At 35.2% G+C, this 22,765-nt stretch carries 26 protein-coding genes; 3 read left to right on the top strand and 23 right to left on the bottom strand.

Translation table 11 applies throughout. From position 1 onward, the window contains the following. Nucleotides 1-102: 102 nt before the first annotated feature. From A2290_05860 to A2290_05825, 8 genes are all read right to left on the bottom strand, one after another. Nucleotides 103-987 carry a hypothetical protein gene (locus tag A2290_05860; GenBank protein OGC15843.1) on the bottom strand — a complete coding sequence of 295 codons (885 nt, stop codon included), beginning with the start codon at nt 985-987 and terminating at the stop codon, nt 103-105. A gap of 37 nt (nt 988-1,024) precedes the next feature. Beyond that, complete coding sequence (locus A2290_05855; GenBank protein OGC15842.1) at nt 1,025-1,384, bottom strand: aspartate 1-decarboxylase; 360 nt, start codon at nt 1,382-1,384, stop codon at nt 1,025-1,027. A gap of 56 nt (nt 1,385-1,440) precedes the next feature. After that, the gene (locus A2290_05850; protein OGC15873.1) at nt 1,441-2,523 is read right to left on the bottom strand and encodes a hypothetical protein; all 1,083 of its coding nucleotides are present in this window, start codon (nt 2,521-2,523) and stop codon (nt 1,441-1,443) included. Nucleotides 2,524-2,545: 22 nt separating this feature from the next. Next, complete coding sequence (locus A2290_05845) at nt 2,546-2,986, bottom strand: ribose 5-phosphate isomerase B (protein OGC15841.1); 441 nt, start codon at nt 2,984-2,986, stop codon at nt 2,546-2,548. Next, nucleotides 2,983-3,693, bottom strand: a complete 711-nt coding sequence (locus A2290_05840; GenBank protein OGC15840.1) for a pyridoxine 5'-phosphate synthase — start codon at nt 3,691-3,693, stop codon at nt 2,983-2,985. Before A2290_05840 ends, A2290_05845 begins: the two co-directional genes overlap by 4 nt. 42 nt (nt 3,694-3,735) lie before the next feature. Beyond that, complete coding sequence (locus A2290_05835) at nt 3,736-4,353, bottom strand: hypothetical protein (protein ID OGC15839.1); 618 nt, start codon at nt 4,351-4,353, stop codon at nt 3,736-3,738. Between the two features lie 149 nt (nt 4,354-4,502). Further along, a complete protein-coding gene (locus tag A2290_05830) occupies nt 4,503-5,201 on the bottom strand; it encodes a hypothetical protein (GenBank protein ID OGC15838.1) in 699 nt (232 codons plus the stop codon). A gap of 95 nt (nt 5,202-5,296) precedes the next feature. Next, nucleotides 5,297-5,740, bottom strand: coding sequence for a hypothetical protein (locus tag A2290_05825; protein OGC15837.1), 444 nt, complete (start codon nt 5,738-5,740; stop codon nt 5,297-5,299). Between the two features lie 275 nt (nt 5,741-6,015). On the opposite strand from A2290_05825, the gene A2290_05820 reads away from it, so the two are divergent. Then, entirely contained in the window at nt 6,016-7,266 is a 1,251-nt protein-coding gene (locus A2290_05820) for a hypothetical protein (protein ID OGC15836.1), read from the top strand. Here the strand turns inward: A2290_05820 and A2290_05815 are convergent. Next, complete coding sequence (locus tag A2290_05815) at nt 7,263-8,303, bottom strand: tRNA dihydrouridine synthase DusB (protein ID OGC15835.1); 1,041 nt, start codon at nt 8,301-8,303, stop codon at nt 7,263-7,265. The genes A2290_05820 and A2290_05815 overlap by 4 nt on opposite strands. Nucleotides 8,304-8,366: 63 nt before the next feature. On the opposite strand from A2290_05815, the gene A2290_05810 reads away from it, so the two are divergent. After that, the gene (locus A2290_05810) at nt 8,367-8,954 is read left to right on the top strand and encodes an acyl-phosphate glycerol 3-phosphate acyltransferase (GenBank protein ID OGC15834.1); all 588 of its coding nucleotides are present in this window, start codon (nt 8,367-8,369) and stop codon (nt 8,952-8,954) included. Continuing rightward, on the top strand, nt 8,951-9,940 hold the full coding sequence (locus tag A2290_05805) for a glycerol-3-phosphate dehydrogenase (GenBank protein OGC15833.1): 990 nt from the start codon (nt 8,951-8,953) through the stop codon (nt 9,938-9,940). Before A2290_05810 ends, A2290_05805 begins: the two co-directional genes overlap by 4 nt. Nucleotides 9,941-10,040: 100 nt before the next feature. Here the strand turns inward: A2290_05805 and A2290_05800 are convergent, their stop codons facing one another. The 14 genes from A2290_05800 to A2290_05735 all read right to left on the bottom strand — a co-directional run bounded on the left by A2290_05800 (nt 10,041) and on the right by A2290_05735 (nt 22,765). After that, entirely contained in the window at nt 10,041-11,354 is a 1,314-nt protein-coding gene (locus tag A2290_05800; GenBank protein OGC15832.1) for a hypothetical protein, read from the bottom strand. After that, nucleotides 11,354-11,878 (bottom strand): hypothetical protein, encoded by a 525-nt coding sequence (locus tag A2290_05795; protein OGC15831.1) that lies wholly within the window; start codon nt 11,876-11,878, stop codon nt 11,354-11,356. The genes A2290_05800 and A2290_05795 overlap by 1 nt, the downstream gene beginning before the upstream one ends. Then, entirely contained in the window at nt 11,878-12,390 is a 513-nt protein-coding gene (locus A2290_05790) for a hypothetical protein (protein OGC15830.1), read from the bottom strand. Before A2290_05790 ends, A2290_05795 begins: the two co-directional genes overlap by 1 nt. After that, nucleotides 12,387-14,030, bottom strand: coding sequence for a hypothetical protein (locus tag A2290_05785; protein OGC15829.1), 1,644 nt, complete (start codon nt 14,028-14,030; stop codon nt 12,387-12,389). Before A2290_05785 ends, A2290_05790 begins: the two co-directional genes overlap by 4 nt. 157 nt (nt 14,031-14,187) lie before the next feature. Beyond that, on the bottom strand, nt 14,188-15,462 hold the full coding sequence (locus A2290_05780; GenBank protein ID OGC15828.1) for a hypothetical protein: 1,275 nt from the start codon (nt 15,460-15,462) through the stop codon (nt 14,188-14,190). A gap of 116 nt (nt 15,463-15,578) precedes the next feature. Next, the gene (locus A2290_05775; protein ID OGC15827.1) at nt 15,579-16,838 is read right to left on the bottom strand and encodes a hypothetical protein; all 1,260 of its coding nucleotides are present in this window, start codon (nt 16,836-16,838) and stop codon (nt 15,579-15,581) included. Next, entirely contained in the window at nt 16,835-17,350 is a 516-nt protein-coding gene (locus A2290_05770) for a hypothetical protein (protein OGC15826.1), read from the bottom strand. Before A2290_05770 ends, A2290_05775 begins: the two co-directional genes overlap by 4 nt. Beyond that, nucleotides 17,337-17,729, bottom strand: a complete 393-nt coding sequence (locus A2290_05765) for a hypothetical protein (protein ID OGC15825.1) — start codon at nt 17,727-17,729, stop codon at nt 17,337-17,339. Before A2290_05765 ends, A2290_05770 begins: the two co-directional genes overlap by 14 nt. Beyond that, nucleotides 17,726-18,223: a hypothetical protein gene (locus A2290_05760; protein OGC15824.1), complete on the bottom strand. Its 498-nt coding sequence runs from the start codon at nt 18,221-18,223 to the stop codon at nt 17,726-17,728. The genes A2290_05765 and A2290_05760 overlap by 4 nt, the downstream gene beginning before the upstream one ends. Before the next feature lie 121 nt (nt 18,224-18,344). After that, nucleotides 18,345-18,746 carry a hypothetical protein gene (locus A2290_05755; protein ID OGC15823.1) on the bottom strand — a complete coding sequence of 134 codons (402 nt, stop codon included), beginning with the start codon at nt 18,744-18,746 and terminating at the stop codon, nt 18,345-18,347. Nucleotides 18,747-18,957: 211 nt separating this feature from the next. Then, nucleotides 18,958-19,341, bottom strand: a complete 384-nt coding sequence (locus A2290_05750) for a hypothetical protein (GenBank protein ID OGC15822.1) — start codon at nt 19,339-19,341, stop codon at nt 18,958-18,960. A 98-nt stretch (nt 19,342-19,439) separates the two neighbouring features. After that, on the bottom strand, nt 19,440-20,660 hold the full coding sequence (locus A2290_05745; protein ID OGC15821.1) for a hypothetical protein: 1,221 nt from the start codon (nt 20,658-20,660) through the stop codon (nt 19,440-19,442). A 56-nt stretch (nt 20,661-20,716) separates the two neighbouring features. Next, nucleotides 20,717-22,387 carry a hypothetical protein gene (locus A2290_05740; GenBank protein OGC15820.1) on the bottom strand — a complete coding sequence of 557 codons (1,671 nt, stop codon included), beginning with the start codon at nt 22,385-22,387 and terminating at the stop codon, nt 20,717-20,719. Beyond that, nucleotides 22,388-22,765, bottom strand: coding sequence for a hypothetical protein (locus A2290_05735; GenBank protein ID OGC15819.1), 378 nt, complete (start codon nt 22,763-22,765; stop codon nt 22,388-22,390).

The following is a 22,765-nucleotide window of genomic DNA, read 5'->3' as shown; positions in this document are numbered from 1 at the left end:
GTTCGTCCATGAATAATCGGGGTGTAATCTTTTTTATACTCTTAAGATAAGATCAATCTTTTCTTCATTAGTCGTGTCTCATTAAGTCATTCTTCATTCAAACTATGGCATAACAGTTAAAACCCAAGACTTGGGCTCAACTCTGACATTATGAACAGAAAGTCCCCAATGCAAATGAGGACCAGAAGATATCCCAGTATTTCCTGTTAATCCCAAAATATCACCCTTATTTAAATAATTCCCCGCTTTAACAAAAATTTTCGATAAGTGGAAAAATAAAGAGAAAACTCCTTGGCCATGATCCACTACCACCGTTCCTCCAAAAGCTTTAAATTTATCAGTCAATACAACCTTGCCATTATTGGGAACTTTTACTTTAGTCCCTATTGGCGATCTTAAATCCCAACCCCGATGACGATTTCTATATTTATTATTTATATATTCTCTAACTCCAAACGCCATTGTAGTTATGCCGGGAACCGGTTTTAAAAATTTTCCTTCCCATAACTTTAACGGAGATTCTTTTAAAAGAACTTCTTCAATGATTGCCCACTCGTCAACCATTATAGACCCTTTTGTAAGACTCTTTTTAGCAGGTGGCAGAGAAAAATCAATTCTTTTATAATCAAGAGGAATAATATTAACCGGAGTTTCACAAAAAAAGGCTCTTTTGTCTTTCATAACAACTTCAGCTGTAAGAATAAATTCTCCGGTCTTTTCTTCCGGCATAGTAGGAATATGAGCGCGAAAACCCTCATCACAGAGAAAAAAAGGATAGGTTTTATCTCTAAACAAAGCTATCGCACTTTCAACTTCTTTAGATTGGCTTAAAAAAGCTATAAATGTCTGGCCTTGTGGAATTTGAGCATGAGCTATAACTTGCACACTCGCAATTCCCTGCAATTGAAGAAAACCCATTATTATAAATGTTAAAATTATTTTGTACATAAGTAAATAAAAACAAGCATTACGCAACAAAATCAACACAGAAAACCAGATACTAACCCCAATTATCCTGATCGGGTTAAAGCTGAGATTCTTCTATCTTTATAGAATTATCTTTAGTTAACAACACAACTTTCGGACTATGTCTCTTGGCCTCTTCCTCGGAAAATATTCCATAAGACAGGATAACAACTCTCTCCCCTATTTTTCCCAATCGAGCCGCTGGGCCGCGAAACCCAATTTCGCCCTTTTCTCCTTTTATAATATAAGTTTCAAAACGGTTCCCATTATCAAAATTAAAAACAGCAACCTTTTCTCCGATATAAAAACCTGCAGCCGCTATTAAATCAGGAGAAACTGCAATGCTCCCTTCGTACTCAAGTTTTGTTGAAGTTATCGTCGCCATATGCAATTTAGATTTTAGTAATTGTATTAACATAATTTTAACCCCGATTATTCACCCCGATATAGATAATCGGGGTTAATCTCAGTTTTTTATAATATTTCATTTGGTTTAAGCATTGTCCTTTCAGCAACTTTTGTCTCTTTATGAATCTTACACCTATTACTAATTATACATTTTGGGTTGATTTTGACCCCTTCACTTATAAAGCACCAGTTCCCAACCACACTCTCTTTAATATCGCTATTTTTTGATATAAAAGTATCAGACCAAATAATGCTGTCTGATATTTTTGTATCTACTCCTACAACTCCCATTTTACCTATAATTGAGTCTTTAACAAATGCTCCGGCCCTTATTTCGCATCGATCGCCCACGATTACACACCCTTCAAACTTCACAGATTCGTCAATCCTGCAATTCTTTCCTATCCATACACAAGCAGAAACTTTTTTGCCAGGAATATTTATTCTAACCGTGCCATGCATTGCGTCATAATTAGCTTCTCTGTAAGCATCTAACGTGCCGACATCCGACCAGTATTCAATCATATGATATCCGTATACAGGAATATTCTCTTCCATCAAACGTGGAAATAAATCTTTGCCAAAATCATATAATTTATTTTGCGGAATCATATCAAGAATCTCCGGCTCAAAAACATAAATGCCTGTATTTACCAAGTTGCTGATAGCTTCTTCCTTCTTAGGTTTTTCCTGAAACTTAAGCAATCTATTATCGTCATCTATCTTTACAACTCCAAAATGCTCAACACTTTTAACTGGAGACAGAGCAACCGTCGCAAGGGCTTTCTTCTTTTTATGAAAATCAATCAGCCTCTGCAAATTGACATCTGTCAAAGCGTCTGAAGAGAGGACCAAAAACGTCTCATTAATTTTATTTACAACCCGACCCATCCGCCAAACTCCTCCCGCCGTTCCCATAAGCTCCTCTTCAAAAGAATAAGTCAAATCAACTCCAAAATCATCCCCGTCCGCAAAATAATTTACTATTTGTTCTGGATGATAATGAATATTTGCCGTAATCTGTCTTATCCCATTACGACGTAAAAGTTCGATATTGTGAAGCATTGTCGGCTTGTTGACAATTGGAACCATAGGTTTTGGCACGGCAAAAGTCATCGGTTCCAAACGGGTCCCATAACCTGCCGCCATTATAAAAGCTTTTGTAACCCTCTTATTCTTTTTCAATTTTCCTGATCCTTTTTTGATGTCTCTCTTCTCCAGAAAACAAAGTATCAAGCCAAACATCAACTATTTTTAGGGCCATTTTTGGATCAAGATATTTATCCCTCCCAGCCAAAGTTAAAATATTACAATCCCCGTGTTCACGACTCTGTTTAGCTATCTCTTCAGAATAGGCATTTACAGCACGAATTCCTTTAACTTTATTGGCAGTAATAGAAACCCCGACACCTGACCCGCACAAAAGGATTCCTCTTTCAAAGGCTCCTTTGGCAACAGCAGAAGCTACAAGATAAGCAAAATCAGGATAATCACAAGATTCTTTTGAATTTGTACCAAAGTCTTTTACTTTAAATCCTCTTTCCAGAAGATGATTTTTTATCTTTTCTTTTAATTCAAAGCCGGCATGATCGGAACCAACGGCTATTTTCATTTAATCTTCTCCTTCATTTCCTCCACAGCCTGTTTTATTCCAACAAAAACCGCGCGAGAAATCACACTAAAACCGATATTCAATTCTTCAATATTGCCGATTTTAACTATATCTCCTACATTCTGATAATTAAGCCCATGTCCCGCGTTGACACGAAGCCCTATCCAAACAGCCTTTTCTATCATTTTTTGAATTTTTAATAATTGAAAAGCTTTCTGTCTGACGGTTTTAGCATTCGCATAAGCCCCTGTATGAATTTCGACAAACTTTGCCCCAAGAACAGCAGATTCTTCGATCTGTTCAGGTTCAGGGTCAATAAACAGACTTACATCAATCCCTTTTTCCTGAAGTTTTCCAATTACAGGCTTGAGTTTTTTTTTGTTTTTTACAACATCAAGTCCCCCTTCAGTTGTTATCTCTCGCCTCTTTTCAGGAACCAATGTTACATAATCAGGTTTGAGTTTTAGGGCGATTCCAATCATTTCAGGGATAGCCGCCATCTCAAGATCTAAACGAGCTTCTGGAATTTTTCTTAGTCTTGCGACATCTTCATCCTGAATATGACGCCTGTCTTCTCTCAAATGACATACAATTCCATCGGCGCCGCCCTTCAACGCCCAAATAGCTGCTTCTACAGGATCAGGAAATTTCTCAAGACGCGCTTGTCTTAAAGTAGCAATATGATCAATATTAATTCCGAGTTTCATAAAATAATTATACTAGTAATTCTCTATGGGGTAAAGAGGAGGTTAACCCCGAAAAAAAAATTGCGCGGTTAGATCTTCCATATCTATTGCTGGCTTGGAGCATCTCTCCCCAACAGCTTCTAATTGCTTTTTAAGATAAGCAGCAACTTTTAAACTTCTTTCAAATCTTACATCTTGAGAAAGATGCTGGTCAAAGGTACTGGAACACGCACCTACTTTAAATGAGATTCTACCATCTCTATTTTGAACAACAATTCCTCCTCCTGTAAGCCTCTTTTCATCTAAAGAATCTCTCCCATTCAGCTGGAAGAAAGAAAATTTATCCGCAATCTCCCTATGATTACTCATACCTATAGGATCAATTACAAGATGGTTTTTCTTCAGATGAAAAATATATCCCAAAAAGAAAAAAGGTGTTTCACTACGAATCTGCTTAATAAGCCAAACCAAGTGTTCCGGTTGAAGAAGAAAGAGTTCTGATGGAAATTCTTTTGCAACAGGCAATGTCTCTCTCTTTTTTGAAACATAATCATAACCACAAACTTTTAATCTTAGCGCTGGAGAAAACATCCTGTGAAAAGGTGAAATTGACTGGCCCCTTCTATTATAGAATAAAGAAATATCCGAATTTCTTATTAATTTTACTATTGAAGGCTTCATAATACGCGATCACTCCTTTCTCTTCTATTTTATCGCGCACTTTCAACAAATATTTCACGGATTTTATTGATCGGAGTCTATCGTTTATAATTTAAAGAGAGGATATCATAATGGAAAAACAATTTCAAGCGCTTATTTACAAAATTTCATTATTCTTCCCTGAAATCAGCAAAATGCTTTCTCCATAAGCCTTTCTCTTTGTTAGTCAGGACAAAACCTAACGATTCAATACGGCTTTTTAAGGCACGACTCCCCGCAATTGTGCCGACATCAAAAGTTTCTATATTAAAAGGCTTCATATTTAAAGTAAAATAGAATAACTCTCTTTCTTTTTCTTTTAATAAGTTTATGACCATATCAAGATTTAAATTACACCCAGAAACAACTTTGTTACTTTTCGGATATACAACTTGAGAAATTCTCCCTTCTTCCAAAAACTCTCTAAAACGGACAGCAACATTTGAATCATCCTCTAAGCTGAAAACAGAACGCCCCAAGCCTGAAGATTGTAAGCCTCCACTTCCTGAAAAAGCTACAGACATCCCTCCGCGTTCATCAAAAGCCATTTCGCTAGATAAACTCCATGATAATACTCTTCCAACAGCCCCACCACCCCCTTCTAATCCATCTAAGATTACATCTTTTTGCAAATCTACAACAACCATTCCATAATGTCCTTGAGGCACAATTCCCTCAGGAGAACCAAAAAAATCTTGAAATTCTTCCATTATTTTTGCAAGATGTACAGGATCTTTTTTGAGCATCCTAACATTGTTGACTCCCCACCCATAGCCATCGGTAGCATTGCTTGCTCTCAAACGATGAACTACTCCCGACCCCTCCCTCATAATAAAACTTACAGGTGAACTCATTGGATCCTCCCTACTTAATTATTAATTCTTTTTCGAGAGAAACAACAAGGGATTTCAGCTTACTTTAAAACTTATAAAAAGACTACCTTTAAATCATACTTCGTACTATAGACGATTTTCTCCGCATCCATATCAAAATAGAGGACGTCTTTTACTCCGGGAAAATTTCTTTTATCTCCCGAGAAATTGGATATGGTTATCCCATTATCAGGCTTGGAAATATAAGCTATCTTGTTATTAAAAACAACAAGATTCCCAATATATTCAGGAGTCTCAAAAAGATCTGTTTCCGTTGAACCTGACAAAGTTATTTCCGAAACGAAAAGATTTGACGAATCTTCATAAAGCCCGCCTATAGTCTTTTTATATGCGGTAACTTTTTTCACCGAAATAATTCTACCGTCTTTTATCAATTTTGGAGAAAAATAAGTAGACGTCGTATGAACAACATTTCCGCAGCCAACCATAAAAAACATCCCTATTAATATTATAAAAACTGTAATTCTTGTGATCATCACATACACCATCCTTTAATAATATTGAGAAACAAAAAACAAGAAGCAAAATAGACGTAGTTATACCATAATATTTTTTTGTGTGGCTTTAAAAAATTAAACTTTATCAAGAAATTAAATGTACCCTTTAAATTGCAAAAACATTTCAATTCTTTTAAAGTTCAATTTGTATCTTACAAGAATTTTATTAATTATACAAGCGAAAAAAACAACATTGCCAATAGATAAAACTTTTGCCATAAGAAATAAAATATACTATACTTAAAAAGATCACTTTGAAGAAAAAAAACTTAAAAACACCAGAGCTATTAATACCTGCCGGTGACTTAGAAAAACTCAAAACAGCAGCACGATTTGGCGCGGATGCTATTTATGTAGGAGCAGGGCCCTACTCTCTTCGCGCCGCCCAAACATCTTTTAATATTAGAGAATTAACTGAAGGGATCGCCTTCGCACATAAATATAACGTAAAAGTATATCTTGCAATGAATATTTTTGCTTTTGACGATGACTTTATAAAAATGAAAGAGTACTTAAAAAAAGCAATCAAACTTAAAATTGACGCAATTATTATTTCTGATCCTGGTTTAATCCCAATTATAAAAACTATAGACAAAAAAACTAAAATTCATCTAAGTACACAAGCTAACACATTAAACAGTTATGCCGTTAAATTCTGGAAAAGTCAGGGGATAAAAAGGATTGTCTTGGGAAGAGAATTGACTCTTAAACAAGCCATAAATATTAAAAAGAATGTGCCAGACATAGAAATTGAATTGTTTATACACGGGGCTATGTGCATATCATATTCGGGAAGATGCCTTTTGTCAAAATATCTAACGGGGAGAAGCGCAAACCGAGGAGAATGTGCCCATCCCTGCAGATGGGAATATACGATAAAAGAACCTTCAAGAGCCGATGAGGAATTTGTCCTTGAACAAGACACAAAAAATACCTATATTATGAATTCAAAAGATTTATGCATGATTGAATATATTCCAAATCTTATGGCATCAGGCATTAATTCTTTTAAAATTGAAGGAAGAATGAAGTCGGTATATTATGTAGCAATAGTTACAAAAATTTATCGGGAAGCTATTGACTCTTATATGTCAGATCCTAAAAATTATAAATACCAACCTTCATGGAAAGAAGAACTTGAAAAAATATCGCACAGAAAATACTCAACGGGTTTTTATCTTGATGAAAAAGATAAAGAAAACACAGAAAGTAGCGCGTACACTGCCAACTATACATTTGTAGGGATAGTAAAAAAACACAGTTTAAAAAACAATACGCTGGAAGTAAAATGTCGAAATTTTTGTAAGGACGGAGATCTACTTGAAGTAATTGACCCAAACAAAGAAAAAACAGTTCAATTTACAATACTAAAAATAATAAACAAAAAAAACAATAAAACAATAGATAAAGCTCATAATTCATATCATGTAATTTTAAAAACAGATTTAAAACTAAAAATTTCTCCATATTCATTATTGCGGCGCAAAAAACAAAATATGGGTTAATTCATAAACTCATCTATTAAATCTATAAGTTCATCATGGCTTTGTACATTATTAATTTGACCTCTTAATTTTGCGGCTCCTTCAAAAGACTTGGTGTACCACAAAGCAACTTTACGCATAGAACCGACTACGCTATTTTCACCCCGATTATAAACCCCGATTAGAAAATCGGGGTGAATTTCTGGTTCTACCGTAAATAATCGGGGTTTATAGCCTTTTCTATACTTATTAATATAATACAGATGTCTTTTTAATGCTTTTTTCTTGGCAGAAAGAGTAATTTCTCTTGGTTCTTTCCCAGTTTTTAAATAATTCTCCAAATTTTTAAATATCCATGGATTGCCAAATGCCCCCCTCGCAACCAAAATCCCATCACATCCCGTCTCCTCAAACATTTTTTTTGCAAGTTCACAATTAAAGATATTTCCGGAACCAAAAACAGGGATGGCAACATTTTTTTTAACAGCTTCTATAGCCTCATAATCAATCTCTCCGGAATACAGCTGAGATCTTGTCCTTCCATGAATAAACAAAGCAGCAGCGCCGCTATCTTCACATCTTTTAGCAATTAATATCAGTTTTTTAGTATCCTTTTCAAGAAAACCAGATCTTAGTTTGACTGTTACAGGAACTGATAAATTTTGCGATAGTTTTTTTATGACCTTAAATAAATTCTCAGGCTCTTTTACAAGATAAGATCCGCAATTCTTCTTAATCACTTTATTAACAGGACATCCGGCATTAATATCAAGAAAATCAATCTTTACAAATTCTAAAAGTTTTAGAGCAGCCCTAAGCATTATTTCCGGATCACTGCCAAGCAATTGAGCCGCAATAGGCTTATCCTTAGGATGAGTTTTTAAAATATCAAAACTCTGCTTGGTTCCATATATTAAAGAATGCGCGTCTACCATTTCAAAAAAACAAAATTTTGCTCCATACTCACGGGATAAAAGCCTAAAAGCAAGATCCGAACATCCCGCAAGAGGAGCAAGAAATATATTGGTTTTAATTTTTGTCGAACCTATAGTAATCATATGGATAATTTCTCACAACTTATATCCTTGCCTCTACATTTCATCTAAACTATAATATCATTTATGCCAACGTTTTTGTTAATGCTCATAGGTTATCTGTTGGGATCAATCCCTTTTGGTTACGCAATTTCTAAACTCTACAATATAGATATAAGACAAAAAGGGAGCGGGAATATTGGCGCAACCAATGTAACAAGAACTCTTGGGTTTAAGATAGGAATACTTGTTTTTATTCTCGATCTGTTAAAAGGCTCTCTTGCTTTATTGATAGCATACCAGTATACAATGGATCCTATAGAAATAACGCTTGTAGCAATAAGCGCTATCTTTGGACACATGTTTCCTGTCTTTTTGGGGTTTAAGGGAGGGAAAGGTTCCGCGATAGGCCTTGGTATTTTACTTGTAATAGCTCCGGATATATTTATCTTTACCATGCTTTTTGCTATCCTTGTAATGTTAATTACAAGGTACGTATCTATGGCCTCTATTTTGGGAGCTTTTTGTGTAGTGGTACTTATGTTTCTATTTCAAAAACCATTGACTTATACTCTTTTGTCCATGCTAGCACTTATATTAAGTATAATAAAACATAAAGAAAATATAAAAAGATTAATAAACGGAACTGAAAGAAAAATCGGAGAAAAAGCATGAGTAAGATAACAATTATAGGAGCCGGCGCATGGGGGACTACGCTCGCAATCCTTTTAGCCCAAAACGATCATGAAATAACTCTATGGTCATATGAAACAGAGGTAATAGAAAATATTAAAAAATTCAAAGAAAACAAAAAATATTTACCGGGTTTCATGTTACATCAAAACATATCAGCAGAAGAAGATTTAAAAATGGCTGCAAAATCATCACAAACTATCATATATTCCACCCCGACTCAATTTATGCGAAAAACCGTAAAAGAATCAATAGGCTCTTTTGATGGTGAGATTATTATGTCTGCTGTAAAAGGGATAGAGGTTTCAACCCTTAAATTTCCATCGGAAATAATTTCAGAATTCACAAAAAAACCTGTCGCTGCATTATCAGGCCCAAATCTGGCAAAAGAGATAGCAAAAGGACTTCCCGCAACTTCGGTCATTGCTTCAAAAGACGAAAAAACATCTAAAGAGCTGCAAACCCTCTTCAAAAAGTGTCAAACTTTTAGAATTTATACAAGCGATGACCTTTTAGGGGTGCAAATAGGAGGAGCATTAAAAAACATCATAGCAATTGCCGCAGGGGCTTCAGAAGAAAAACAATTGGGGGATAATGCCAAAGCTGCCCTAATTATTAGGGGCATCTCAGAAATAACAAAATTAGGAATAGCTCTTGGAGCCAAAAGAGAAACATTCTCAGGGTTATCCGGATTAGGAGATCTTATCGCAACTTGTCAAAGCGGGCTTTCGCGAAATCATAGCGTCGGCGTAAAACTTGCAAAAGGAGAAAAACTCTCCTCAATTTTATCATCTTTAAAACAGGTAGCAGAGGGAGTTGAAACAACCAAAGCAGCGATAAAATTAGCACAAAAATACAAAGTGGAAATGCCGATAACTTACGAAATAAATGAAATTCTCTTTAATAATAAAAGAATTGATGAAGCGCTTTTATCTCTTATGACAAGACCCCATAAAAACGAGGATTAATCACATCATGGGACTGTCACGAAATGACAGTTTTTGCAATTTGTCATCCCCGCGAAAGCGGAGATCCATACCAAAGTTTTTTTATATTACAGTGATAAATCTAGTGCAAAAGAAAAGAAGAACCCTTTTTAGCATGATCATTTATAGTCGTGATATCATTTTGCATTTTTTCCAAATATTCAGGAGTCATTATTTTAGGAGTAATTGTAACTAACAACTCCCTCTTTTCATTATCAATATTTGTCTTTTTAAAGAGATTTCCTATTAAAGGAATATTCATCAATAAAGGGATCCCTACTTCTGTTCTTGTCTCTTTATTTTTAGTCAGTCCACCAATAACGATCGTCTGCCCGCTTTTAACCATAACTTCATTTTCTGTCTCTGTTGTATTCTCTGTAGGTAAATCATCTGTAACATATCCCTCACTAACCTTTGGAGCTATTTTCATGCGTATATATTCATCATCGCTAACATGCGGAGTTATAATCAATTTTGTTCCGACTTCTAAAAAATGAATTTCCTGCACAGTCCCTGTCGTTGTAACTGTCGTCGTCTTATATCCTAATTTCGAGCCAATAAGTATAGATGCTGGCTTATGGTTAATTGTAGCAATCCTGGGAGAAGCAACAAGATCATAGTTGGTCTCAGTTAAAACCGTTGATAAATAAGATTCTACATTTCCGGAAATGACCTGAGCATAAAAACCTAAACTCCCCGTATCCCCTTTTTCTGCAAAACCTTTTGTCTGCAATTTATTATTAGGATTGTTTTGCGAAGAATACTTGGCATTTAAACCAAGATTCCCGACATCTCCGGTTTTTATTTCTATAATATTTACCTGCACCATAACCTGGATCGGCGGAATATCCATATTTCTGATTGCACGTTCAATTCTGCTCATATTATCTGATGGGGTTTTAACTATTAAGGCATTATATGAATCGTTTACAGAAACCTGATCGCCTTCCACCATTAAAAGCTCCAAAGCAGTTTTAACTTCCACGGCATTAGCATATTGCAAAAGAAACGTTTTTACCGTCTTTTTATTTGAAACTACAATAGTATCGCCTTCCTCAAACCAATCCAAACCTTTTGCCCTAAGAACAGCCTCAAATCCTTCAAGAGGCTTAACATCAGAAAAAGATAAAGAGACAGTCCCTTTAACGCCATCTCCTGCCACAATGTTTTTATGAAGTTGTCTCGCAAAAATTTGGAGAATAGATTTTATATCAGCATCTTTTAATTTAAAGCTTAAAAGCCCGCCTTTAATTGAAACATCTCCAAGCGTGTCCTCTGACTGAGAAAACCCGGCAGAAGAAAAAAACAGAAATAACAAGATGCTGTTTATCAGAACATACCGAATAGATTTTGCCGCAATAAAATCTTTTATTCTTAAATAGATTTTTTTATTCATTATTCAACCCCCAATTTTAACCGCAAAGTCTTTCTAAGTCCACCTTTTTTTACTAAAACCTTATCCGAATATATTTTAACGACTGTCCAACCTGAAACTCTTTGGTTTACAGAAACAACCTTATCATCTATAAGCGCGACTTTTTCCCCCGAAGGCATATTAAAAATGCCCTGTAAAACTAAAATTTTAGGTTCTTCTTTTTCTTTAGCATCTGATTCAGTAGAAGAAGATATAATTTTCTCATAATTAAAACTTACACTAAAAGGATCCCTTGATATATAAGCTTTGTAATATATTTTCTTAATCTTCGCAGTCTCTTTTGAATTGCTCAAAATTGATGCAGATTGACCGTCAGCGGGCAAGAAAGAAACAGAGGGAACATCAACTTGATTGTAACCCCCATTTGTGCCAAATAAAATACTTCCCAAAGGAGTATAAAACAAAACATAAGTTATAACGATAAAAACCAAACCTATAATCAAAATATATTTAGAACTTTTTGTCATTTTTTTATGGTACCCCATTAATAATATACAGACAAAACCATCGATACCTCAACATCAGCATTTTCCGATTTTTTCATTATCATCGAATCAACAAGTATTAGAATCGGCAAATCGCTTATTTCTTCCATGAAAGAATATATGTTCTTGTAAGAGCCAATAAAATGAATATCAAAAAAAATCGCTTTTGCAAAATCGACGGGGACTTCTTGAGTTCTAGGCCTTATGGAAACCAAATCAATGTTAAGCTTTGACATAGAATGTGAAATATATTGTAAGGCCTCAATAGTTTGTTTTTCTTTTGTTTTGGCCGCCCTTAACTGCTCAAGAGGCGCCAGCTCTAGTTGCTTCAAAGCCTTTGACTTCTCCTCATAAATAGTTAATTGCTGCTTATCTAAATTAAGTTTTTGTGCCAATGAAAAAAAACTTTCAAGCTTAGGAAAGAAAATAAATTGAAAAAAAACATAAAAGATGGCAACTAAGACTACTAAAAAAAACAACCATTTTTCTCTCTCTGCAAAATTTACTTTCATTCTCTTTTACCTACAACGCCACTAATTTCAAAATTTAAAGCTTCATAAATAAAATCAGCATTTTTAACAGCATTTACAAGCTCAACCTTTTTAAAAGACGGAGAATTTGAAAGGGATAAAACAAAATTTGACAACACGTTTTCAGAAGATGCTCCTTTATCAAAAGATATTCCGCTAAGTCTTATCTCTTTTTTAGCCTCAATAAACGAAATAGATTCCATCATTATGGAAGGTGGGATATTATAACTAATTTCTTCCAATACTCTTGGTATCTCTATTCTTGAAAACTCAATCGTTTTAAAAATCCCCCGCCGCCCCTGTTCCTCTCTCATTACTTTTTCCACCTCTTCCAAACGCGCAACACGAGGCTTTAGTTCCGCGATTTTAAGATCAACACTCTCTAAGGCTCTCTTTGCATCATATGCGAGATAATAAACAAGTCCATAAATTAAAGAAAGAACAATAACAATGATTGAAACAATAGGAACTGGTTTGAAATATTTTTTCAGTAATATTTTCTTTCTGTCCTTAATCTCCAAAGGCAAAAGATTGACAGTTCTACTGCTAAAAACCATGGCAGCTCCGATGGCAGCCGTAAGTTGAGGCAACGCGAACTTAAAAGATTCTTTATCTGTTAAGCCCGGAGCAAGTTCAAGCCCCGATAAATTCTCAATCCTTTCAAATGGAATACCAAGACGCTGTGAAAGAAACTCCAAGACATTAGGAGTCTTACTCCCCCCACCCATAATTAAAATTTTCTGAATTAAGATTTCTCCTTCTTGGCTTTTGAAATATTCTATAGTCCTTAAAAATTCATCTTCTATTTTTTCCAATGCAGGACGGACTACCGCCTGTAATTGAGCTACAGGAATTTTATCCAACTTAGGGTATGTCTCCAAATCTAGAGGGATGCCATGTTCTCTTTTTATTTTTTCCGCTTCTTCAAAACTAAGCTCCAGGCGTCCTTCTGAAAAAGCCAAACCAGCTGTCATGGCTTTTGTAATATCTCCTCCTCCGACAGGTATTTCACGGTTAAGAACCAGTCGTTCCCCTTTAAAAAAACTTATATTTATGGATGAACGTCCAAAATAAACAATTGGAATTACAGAATCAGGAGACAAATATTCTAAACATAACGCCTTTAAAGCAAAAGGCATTGTAATAATGGAATTAATCTGAAGACCTGCATCTTTTATCACCTGCAACACATTCTCTATTGTAAAACGAGAAGCAGAAGAGACTAAATAATCCGATTCTCCCGAAGGAGATATCTTCCCAAGAGCAACAAAATCTACGATAGCATCTTCCACATGATAAGAAATATCATCTTTTATTTTCCATTTAACGGCTTCGTTCATCTCTTCAGGGGAGAGGCGCGGCATAGAAACCGGCTTTGAGATAACATCATTTCCACCAACAACAACAATAGCTTCTTTTGAAGAAAAAGAATTTGCGGCTAAAATTTGTTTTAGAACTTTAGCTTGATTTATCTCTTTGTCAGGATGTTTATCCGCAAGGTCATATGGAATTTCTTCCATTCCCCAGTTTAAAACCTTCCATCCGCTGCTCCCCTTTTTAAGTTCAACAACCTTAACAGAACAAACTCTAATATCTATTCCTAAAATACTTTTTTCAGCCATGCGCAATTAATATATACGAGAGTACAAACATTGTCAACTTCAACTTTTTCCCGCTCTATTAACCCAGATTATTCATAGACGAACAGAATCCTAGCAGAGTGTTGAAAATTTCCTCAGGTATGAACCACGATTCCCTAATCGGGGTGAATAATCGGGGTTAAAAAACTTCATACCAATTAGAAACCTCGCTTTCGGAAGAGCCTGTGACTTCCCCAAGACCTCTAGGTATCACTGCAGGGAGATAATCATAATCATAAGTTACTATACTTTGGTTGGATATTGAACCTAAGTCGGAGATACAAATAGACCCGTTAATATGAGCAACATCTGAAATGTCCTCTATATATTTGCCGTAAATCAAGCCTTTCAATTCTATATGATTCGGTAATATTATTTCACCATTAGGAACCAATGTTGAACCGTAAAAATGACCATCGTCATTAAATTCTAAATTTCCGTTTTTAACATAAAAAACTACTCCCTCATTAACAATCGTCTGATCCCGCATAATTATTCCATCATAAGAGAAAAGATTGCAATTTTTCTGAAGTTGAGTATTTCCCTCTAGTTTTATTTCTCCTTTAGCAATCAATGTAACGTTATCATTAAAAAATTTACCGTTACCATTAACAACTATATCCCCTTCGGTTGCAACAATCGTTCCTGAACCATAAATTTTGGCATTATCAGTAAAGATAACATTTTTATAATAATAGGTTCCACCATTCATTGTCCATGAACCATTTCCGCTAACAACCAAACTTTCAGAAGTTGAAACAGAAGTAGAAGCAAGTAGCAAATTGTCATAATAAGAAGAATCAAAACTAGGCATCTGTATATCAGGAGCAGCTTCCCAAGATCCTACTTTTGCGCCGGGATCCTTATCATATCCATCAGAAAACAATGTCCCATTAACAATAGTCCCATCAATATTCGTCCCAACTGTAGCCTGATTCAACACCTTAACATACCCATTATAATATAAATCTCCAATAACATGCGCATCATTTTGAATTTCTAAAACTCCCGTAGGATTGCCAACAAAAATCGCATGAGTAAAAGCGGTGTTGTATTCCAATTTGCCACGTTTAATAACAACCGCAACCTTACGTCTTACATTTCCAACAACACCGGTAGCTTCAACAGTAACAGTATCCCCTGCTGCTGAAGGATTATAGGCAATGATAAAAGATCCAGGATATAAAGCTCTAGAAAAACCTGAATTATCAGACCAATCAGAATCAGATGCCAAATCCGCAGAAAAAGCATAACGAATTCCAGCCTCTGCCAGATGTAAAGCCTGTATCCCTTTTAAATCATTAATATAAGCATCCCCTTCTCCAGAAATTAAAGAAGCAGAAATAACACCAAGCACAGAAAAAATTATCACTATAAAAATAGAGATAACCAAAACAAACCCGTTTTTTCTCACGAAAAACACATCCTTGTAAATTTTAAAAAAAACTACTTTAAAAAGAAAATATATTATATATAAAAGATGTCTTCTGGAGACAAATAAATTTTATCACTCTTATAAAAAAAATCAAACTAATCAAAAAACTCATACCAATTAGAAATACTATGACTTAATCCACCAGCGGAAGATTCCTGAGAACCAATCCCCATGGGAGTTTCAATCGGCAATTGCAGGGGATCATAAGTTATTATAACCTGATTAGATAACATCCCCACATCATTAACAACTATAGAACCATTAACATGAGTATTATTTTTAGCCTCAAAATAATCGCCATATATTAATCCGTTAATTATGGTATTATTCTGACAACTTATATCCCCTTGGGGAGCCAGAATAACACCATCAAAATGCCCATTATTGTTAAAAATAATATCTCCCGTATCCGTATAAAATAAAGCCTCAGCAAGAATATCAGAATTATTTCTAACATTTATATCTCCATGAGCATAAATTTTAAAATCCTCTTTAAAATTAGTATTATTATCCAAATTTACATCTCCCTGGGCAATAAGAGTCACATTATCATCAGAAAAAGTAGTGTTATTTTGTATCGAAATATCTCCATCCGTTGCGACAATAGTTCCAGATCCTTCAATTTTAGCATTGTTTTTTAAAGTTACACTTGTAAAATAATATATCCCTCCATTCATGGTAAATGAATCATTATTTTGAACCACTAAAGCGGTCGTCGCAGTTTGATTTATTTCAGATAAAGTTTCATCATAAGAAGAAGAATCAAATTCAGGCATTTGAGGCTCAGAAGCTTCCGCAGATACTGCCCTGGAATTATTTCGACAATCTAAACTGTCTGAATACAGTACCCCATCTATTACTAAAGCATTATTCTTCATTACAACATCTCCATTGTAATAAAGATCTCCTACAACATGGGCATCATTTTCAATATATAATGTTCCACTAGGATTAGACGCATAAAGAGCATGGGTAAAAGCAACATCATAACTAGCGCTACTCCCGCTACTCCTATTAAGATCGACAACAATCACTCTGGTTACACCGCTTACAATTCCAAGAGATTTAATTTTAAGGCTATCGGCGCTTTGAGCCTCATAACTTACGGTAAAAAGGCCTCCTCCAAAACTTTTAGAAAATCCTATATTATCTGACCAGTCAGAATCAGAGGATAAATCAGAAGTTAAAGCATAATGAACCCCGGCTTCTGCCAGATTTAAAGCCTGCAAACCCTTTAAATCCTTTATAATAACAACGCTATCTCCGGAAATTAACGAAGCAGCCACTACTCCTACAATGGCAAAAAGAATCACAATAAATATTGCAACAATTAAGACAAACCCCTTTTTTTTCATAAATTTCTTATTCTTGCCGCTGATTCCAAAGTAACAAGTTGAGAATGTTTTTCTATAGACAATTTACTTCGTATACTCCTTACTTCTGAACTTACAGCAGTTACAACCCCCTCATTGTCTAAATAAGTAAAAACAATTCCTCCCGGATTCAATAAGCCATCCACAAGCTCATCATTATTTCTATAAAGCACATCTCCTGATTGCCTGAAATCCACAATAATTATATTCCCATCTTTATCAAAAGCTTCAAAACTGCACTCGGTTTGAGACATAATTATCATACTTTCCGGACCAGCTATCCTTCGCATTTCTGTAATCACTCTGTTCATTGCATAGCGGGCGCTTCCAACGGCGCTATCTCGGGTTTTCACAAACACCCAGGCATCTATCCCTTTTGTAATAAACGCCGCAAAAGTAAAAGATATAATTCCCAAAACCACAATGACAAGAATAAGTTCTATAAGGGTATACCCGTTACCTTTATCAAAGCGCTTAAATTTATAAGCTTTCATATGTAGTCACCAATGTTACAACCTCGATAGTCGGAGATAACTTACTCCAAACCCTGGCTTTAACCCTTTTAAAATTAGTCCCATTAGCAGAAACAACATCAGGCTCTGCTGTAGTCACAAAATCAACTACTATTTCATAACTGAATTTATCAAAAGGAGAACTAAAATTTGTCGGAGAGACTGAAGAGATAGAATAAAAATCTTTGGACAGATCCTCTTCTATTAAAAGATTAGCAAGATAAGTAGATTTAGAAATGAATTCGAGGGCAATTCCTTTAGGCATTACACCCGTAAAAACAGATATAAGAGCCATAAAAGCAACTATTATAACCATAATGGCAACTATAAGTTCAATAAGAGTAAATCCCTTTTTATTCATTGTATATAAACCTTTCCTGTGTTAGGCGTTATTCTTACAGTTTTTGAAAGAGCTCCCGTACTTAAGGTAACTACTCCTTCGTTAGTTAATATAAAGCTGTTTCTATCAATATAAGGTTGTCCTAAAGGACTAAATTCAATTTTATTTCCTCCATCAATGTAAACATTTACTGATAAGCCAAATTGATCATAGACATTAACAACCATATCCTTGCCAAAACTTGCAGGATCATTTATAAGTGTATCAAGTGTTCCTGTTGTAGTATAAATAGCATATGAATTCCCTTCAAAGCTTACACCATACCATCGTGCCGTAGACATAGAAAGACTTTGTGCATAACGCAAATCCGAGGCAACTTTGGAAGCAGCTGAATCCAAATTAAAATCTCTGGAAAAATTAACATAAACAAAAATACTAGCTGACAGAATAAGAATAAGAACTATAACAATCACAACCTCTATAAGGGTATATCCATTTTTTTGCTTTAAGACCATCGGGTATGATTCTAACACTCCAGGCCACGTGTTGCAATAATTAAATTGACATAATTCACCCCGATTAGGCAATCGGAGTTTACTTACGGTATGAATAATCGGGGTTAAATTGAGGAATTAATTAAAAATTAATATAATTAGGATTATTAATCCAAACTTTCCCATTTACATTGTCATATGCCCACCCCACGCCACCTACAACAATATCTTCCAAAGAAGAAACAATTGTAACTTCATTTGTATTTGTTAATGGTTCTATTGGAACTTCACGATTCTGAAACATCTCCGGGGTAATATTATCAGGAACAGCATCAAAACCCTCGATAGTAGCATTTATGATATACCGAATAGCAACGGCAGATCTAATAGAACCTAAAGCCCCTTTAGCCGCAGCAAGACGAGTCTCATGGTTTAGACTAACAAATCTAGGAAGAACCATAGCAGCAAAAAAACCTATTAATACAATAACAATAACAAGTTCAATAAGAGTATAGCCAGCTTTCATATTGATTAATTTTAACATCAAGTTAACCCCGATTATTCATAGACAAACAGAATTATAGCAGAGTGTTGAAAATTTTCCCAGGTATGAACCCCGATTGCCTAATCGGGGTTAAATTCTATTCAATTCAGCATAATAATTTTTTTGGGGCTCATTTTATAAAAAAAGAGCAGAAGCACAACAGCTTCCGCTCTTTAAATAAAAAACTTAAAGATATTTTTAATTCCAAAACTTAGTAACTTACATAATTACTATTATATATCCAAACTCTTCCTTCCGAAGAAGAGTAGGCCCACCCCGCAGTACTTGTAGAACTAATATCAGATGCCCCACTAACAAGAGTAACAGAACTAGAATTTGTCAACGGTTCCACGGGTATTACTCCATCTTGGAACATTGAAGCTTCAATTGTAGACGGAATAGGATTTGATTCCACTGTAGCTCTTGTAGCATATCTTACAGCTACAGCTGAACGAATAGCGCCAAGAGCTCCTTTTGCTGCTGATATTTTGGCTTCATTTTGCAAACTAACAAACCTGGGCAAAACCATAGCAGCCAAAATACCTAAAATAACAATTACCATAACCAATTCAATAAGTGTAAAACCTTTTCTCATATCTTAATATCACCTCCTTGAAAAAAAAGTATTCTTTAAAGATTCACTACGGTGCATTATATTTTTAAAAACAACTTCTTGTCAAGGAGTTTTTTAAACTATGTCTGTACAAGTTTAACCATGTCCCACATAGGAAGAAATACTCCCAAAGCTAAAAGAACTACCAGAAAAGCCAACATAAGTATAAGCAACGGTTCAATAAGAGGAGTTAAGTTCCTTATTGTATAATCTGAATCACGATCAAAATAATCCGCAACTTTTGAAAGCATCTGCTCAAGTGAACCTGATTTCTCTCCAATAGCAACCATTTGAACAACTAAAGGAGGAAAAACTTTAGCATTTTTTATGGGATCAGTTAATCCCCCCCCCTGAACAACCTCCTCTTTAACCTTAATAACAACATCAGAAAGGATTCTATTTTCAATAGTATCTTTACTAATGTTTAAAGCTTCAACTATTGGAATTCCAGATTTTAACATAGCGGCTAACATTCTCGAAAAACGGGCCAAAATAAGTTTATTAATTAATTGTCCAAAAATAGGAAGCGATAAAACAATTTTGTCCCATAAAAGCCTCCCCTGGTCTGTATCTAAAATCTTTTTTATTAAAACCACAAAACCAATTAAGCCTAATATTATAAAAAGCCAATAATTTACTATCACATAATTTATCCCCAAAAGAATTCTTGTTGGGAGGGGCAACTCTGTTTTAAATGAAGAATATAGTTTTGAAAATTGTGGTATTACAAAAGTAATTACTACTACAAAAGCAATCCCCAGAGCAAAAAGAACAATTATGGGATATCTCATGGCAGATTTTATCTTCTGCATATTTTCAAAATCCTTCTCAAGCAGATTTGCCAGACGCTCTAGCACTTCTCCCAAAATGCCTGCTCTCTCCCCAGATTTGACCATAGAGATAAAAATAGGGCCAAAAACTTTTGAGTAATTTGATAAAGCATCAGAAAAACTAGCTCCTCCTTCTATGTTATGACGCATATCTAAAATGATTTTTTTAAAACGAGGACTTTGAACCTGTTCATAAACAGCATCTAAAGATTCTAATAGAGGAACTCCCGCGGCTAAAATAGAAGACAACTGTCTTACAAATACTATTAATTCGTCCAGTTTTACTTTTTGAAAACCCGAGAAATACTTTTCCAATAAATCAGAAAAAAGAGCCTCTTCTTTAGAAATTAATATGGGGGTACATTTCATTACCTTAAGGCGACTGGCAACAGCATCGGAAGATGACGACTCCATTTCACCTGTTATTGTAATGCCATGCTGATCTTTTGCTTTGTAAGTAAATTTAGCCATTTTTATTTGGTTTTGTAAGTTTAGCCTATCTTATTATTCAACTTAATTATAAAAAACTAATCAATTTGTGTTACTCTCATTGCTTCATCAAGAGTGGTAATACCTGCAAAAACTTTTGACAAACTATCTTCATAAAGTGTCCTCATTCCGGATTTGACAGCCGCCTCTTTAATTTTAGAAGTAGATTGTCTTGCAATAACAAGCTGTCGAATTTCTTCTGTCATTGTAAATATTTCAAAAATTCCTGTGCGGCCTTTATAGCCCGAATTTCTGCAAGATTTACAACCTTTTCCATGATAAAATGTGACGTCTTTATCCTTAAAAAAGCTTATGCTTTCAACAACTTTTTTGGGCAAATTTACTTTTTCTTTGCACTCCTCACAAATTTTTCTTAACAAACGTTGAGCTACTACTCCAACAGTGGCAGAAGATGTCAGAAACGGCTCTACACCCATGTCAGTCAATCTTGTCAAAGCTCCCGGGGCATCATTGGTATGAAGGGTTGAAAAGACAAGATGACCTGTTAAGGCAGCTTCTATAGCTATTCCGGAAGTTTCTATATCTCTTATCTCCCCCACCAAAATCACATCGGGATCCTGTCTCATAAGAGATCTCAGTGCATTTCCAAAAGTAAGTCCCGCTTTTGGATTAATTTGAGATTGCCTGATTCCAGAAAGTTCATATTCAACAGGATCTTCAATTGTAAGAATATTACGTTCCGGAGTATTTATATGACTCAAAGCCGCATATAAAGATGTCGTCTTTCCTGAACCTGTAGGTCCTGTCACTAAAATAATCCCGTAAGGATGCTTCAACATTTCTCCAAACAACTTTAAATTATCTTCAGAAAAACCCATATCACTAAGAGATAGCAACATTCCGTGCTTGTCTAAAAGCCTCAAAACAACTGCCTCTCCATGTATAGTAGGACACGTTGAAACACGAACATCTATTTCTCTAGCCTCAAAATTATAAGACAATCGCCCGTCTTGCGGAATACGAGTCTCCGCTATATCCAATGAAGACATAATTTTTATACGTGACACAAGAGCCAAATGAAGGTGAGAAGGAGGAGAAGAAGCCTCCTGTAAAATCCCATCTATCCGATAACGGACCCTTGTTCTGTTTTCTTCGGGTTCAATGTGAATATCAGAAGCCCTCTCTTGTACAGCCTGAATAATTAATAAATTTACAAGCTTTGAAATTCCCGACTCTTCAGCTATATCCGGCATTACAGATCCCGTATTCTTTTCCGGGACAGAGACTTCCGCAAGAACTTCTTCCAACGTTCCGGAAACGCCATAATATTGCGTTATAGCCTGGCTTATCTCCGATGGTGTGGAACACATCGCCTCTATATCAAACTTAGATTCCCTCCGAACTTCATCCAACGCTTTTATATCAAAAGGATCAACCATCGCAATCGAAAGAGATTTCCCAAGTAAAAACAAAGGAATAACGCCAAATTTCTTTGCGGTAGCTGGGGTTATGTATTCTAAAGTCTTTTGATCTATAAGGTAAGTAGATAAATTAATATGGGGAATAAACATCTCTTCTTCAAGAAACTTGATAACCGTCTTTTCATCAAGAAGACGCTTTTTAAGTAGAATCTTAATCAATGTCTCTCCGCTTTTGCGTCCCTCGGTAACCGCATCCTTTATCTGTTCAGAAGTTAAAAGCCCAGATTCGGCAAGCGCCTGCCTTAAATCTTTTTTTCTTTCCCCCATCTATTCTTCCTTTTTTTTAACAAGAACTTCTTCAATTTTAGACATTAATTCTTTAGGGTCAAAAGGCTTTAAAATATAAGCATCAGCGCCAACACATCCACCCATTTTTTTATTATCTTCACCAAATTTTGCCGTAATCATAATAATTGGTATATGTTTAAATTTCTCATCAAATTTTAAGATGCGGCAAACTTTATAACCATCAAGCTTAGGCAACATTATATCCAAAAGTATAAGATCAGGACGTTCTAAACGAGCTTTTTCAAGCCCTTCCATGCCATCGTAAGCGAAAATAACATCATATCCGGCAGCTTTTAACCTAATTGAAAGGGCGCTAACTATATCTTCTTCATCATCAACAATAAGTATTTTAGCCAT

It is taken from the genome of candidate division WOR-1 bacterium RIFOXYB2_FULL_36_35, assembly GCA_001771505.1.
Classification (GTDB): Bacteria; Margulisbacteria; WOR-1; order XYC2-FULL-46-14; family XYC2-FULL-37-10; genus XYB2-FULL-36-35.
This window is presented reverse-complemented; position numbering and strand designations above follow the sequence as displayed.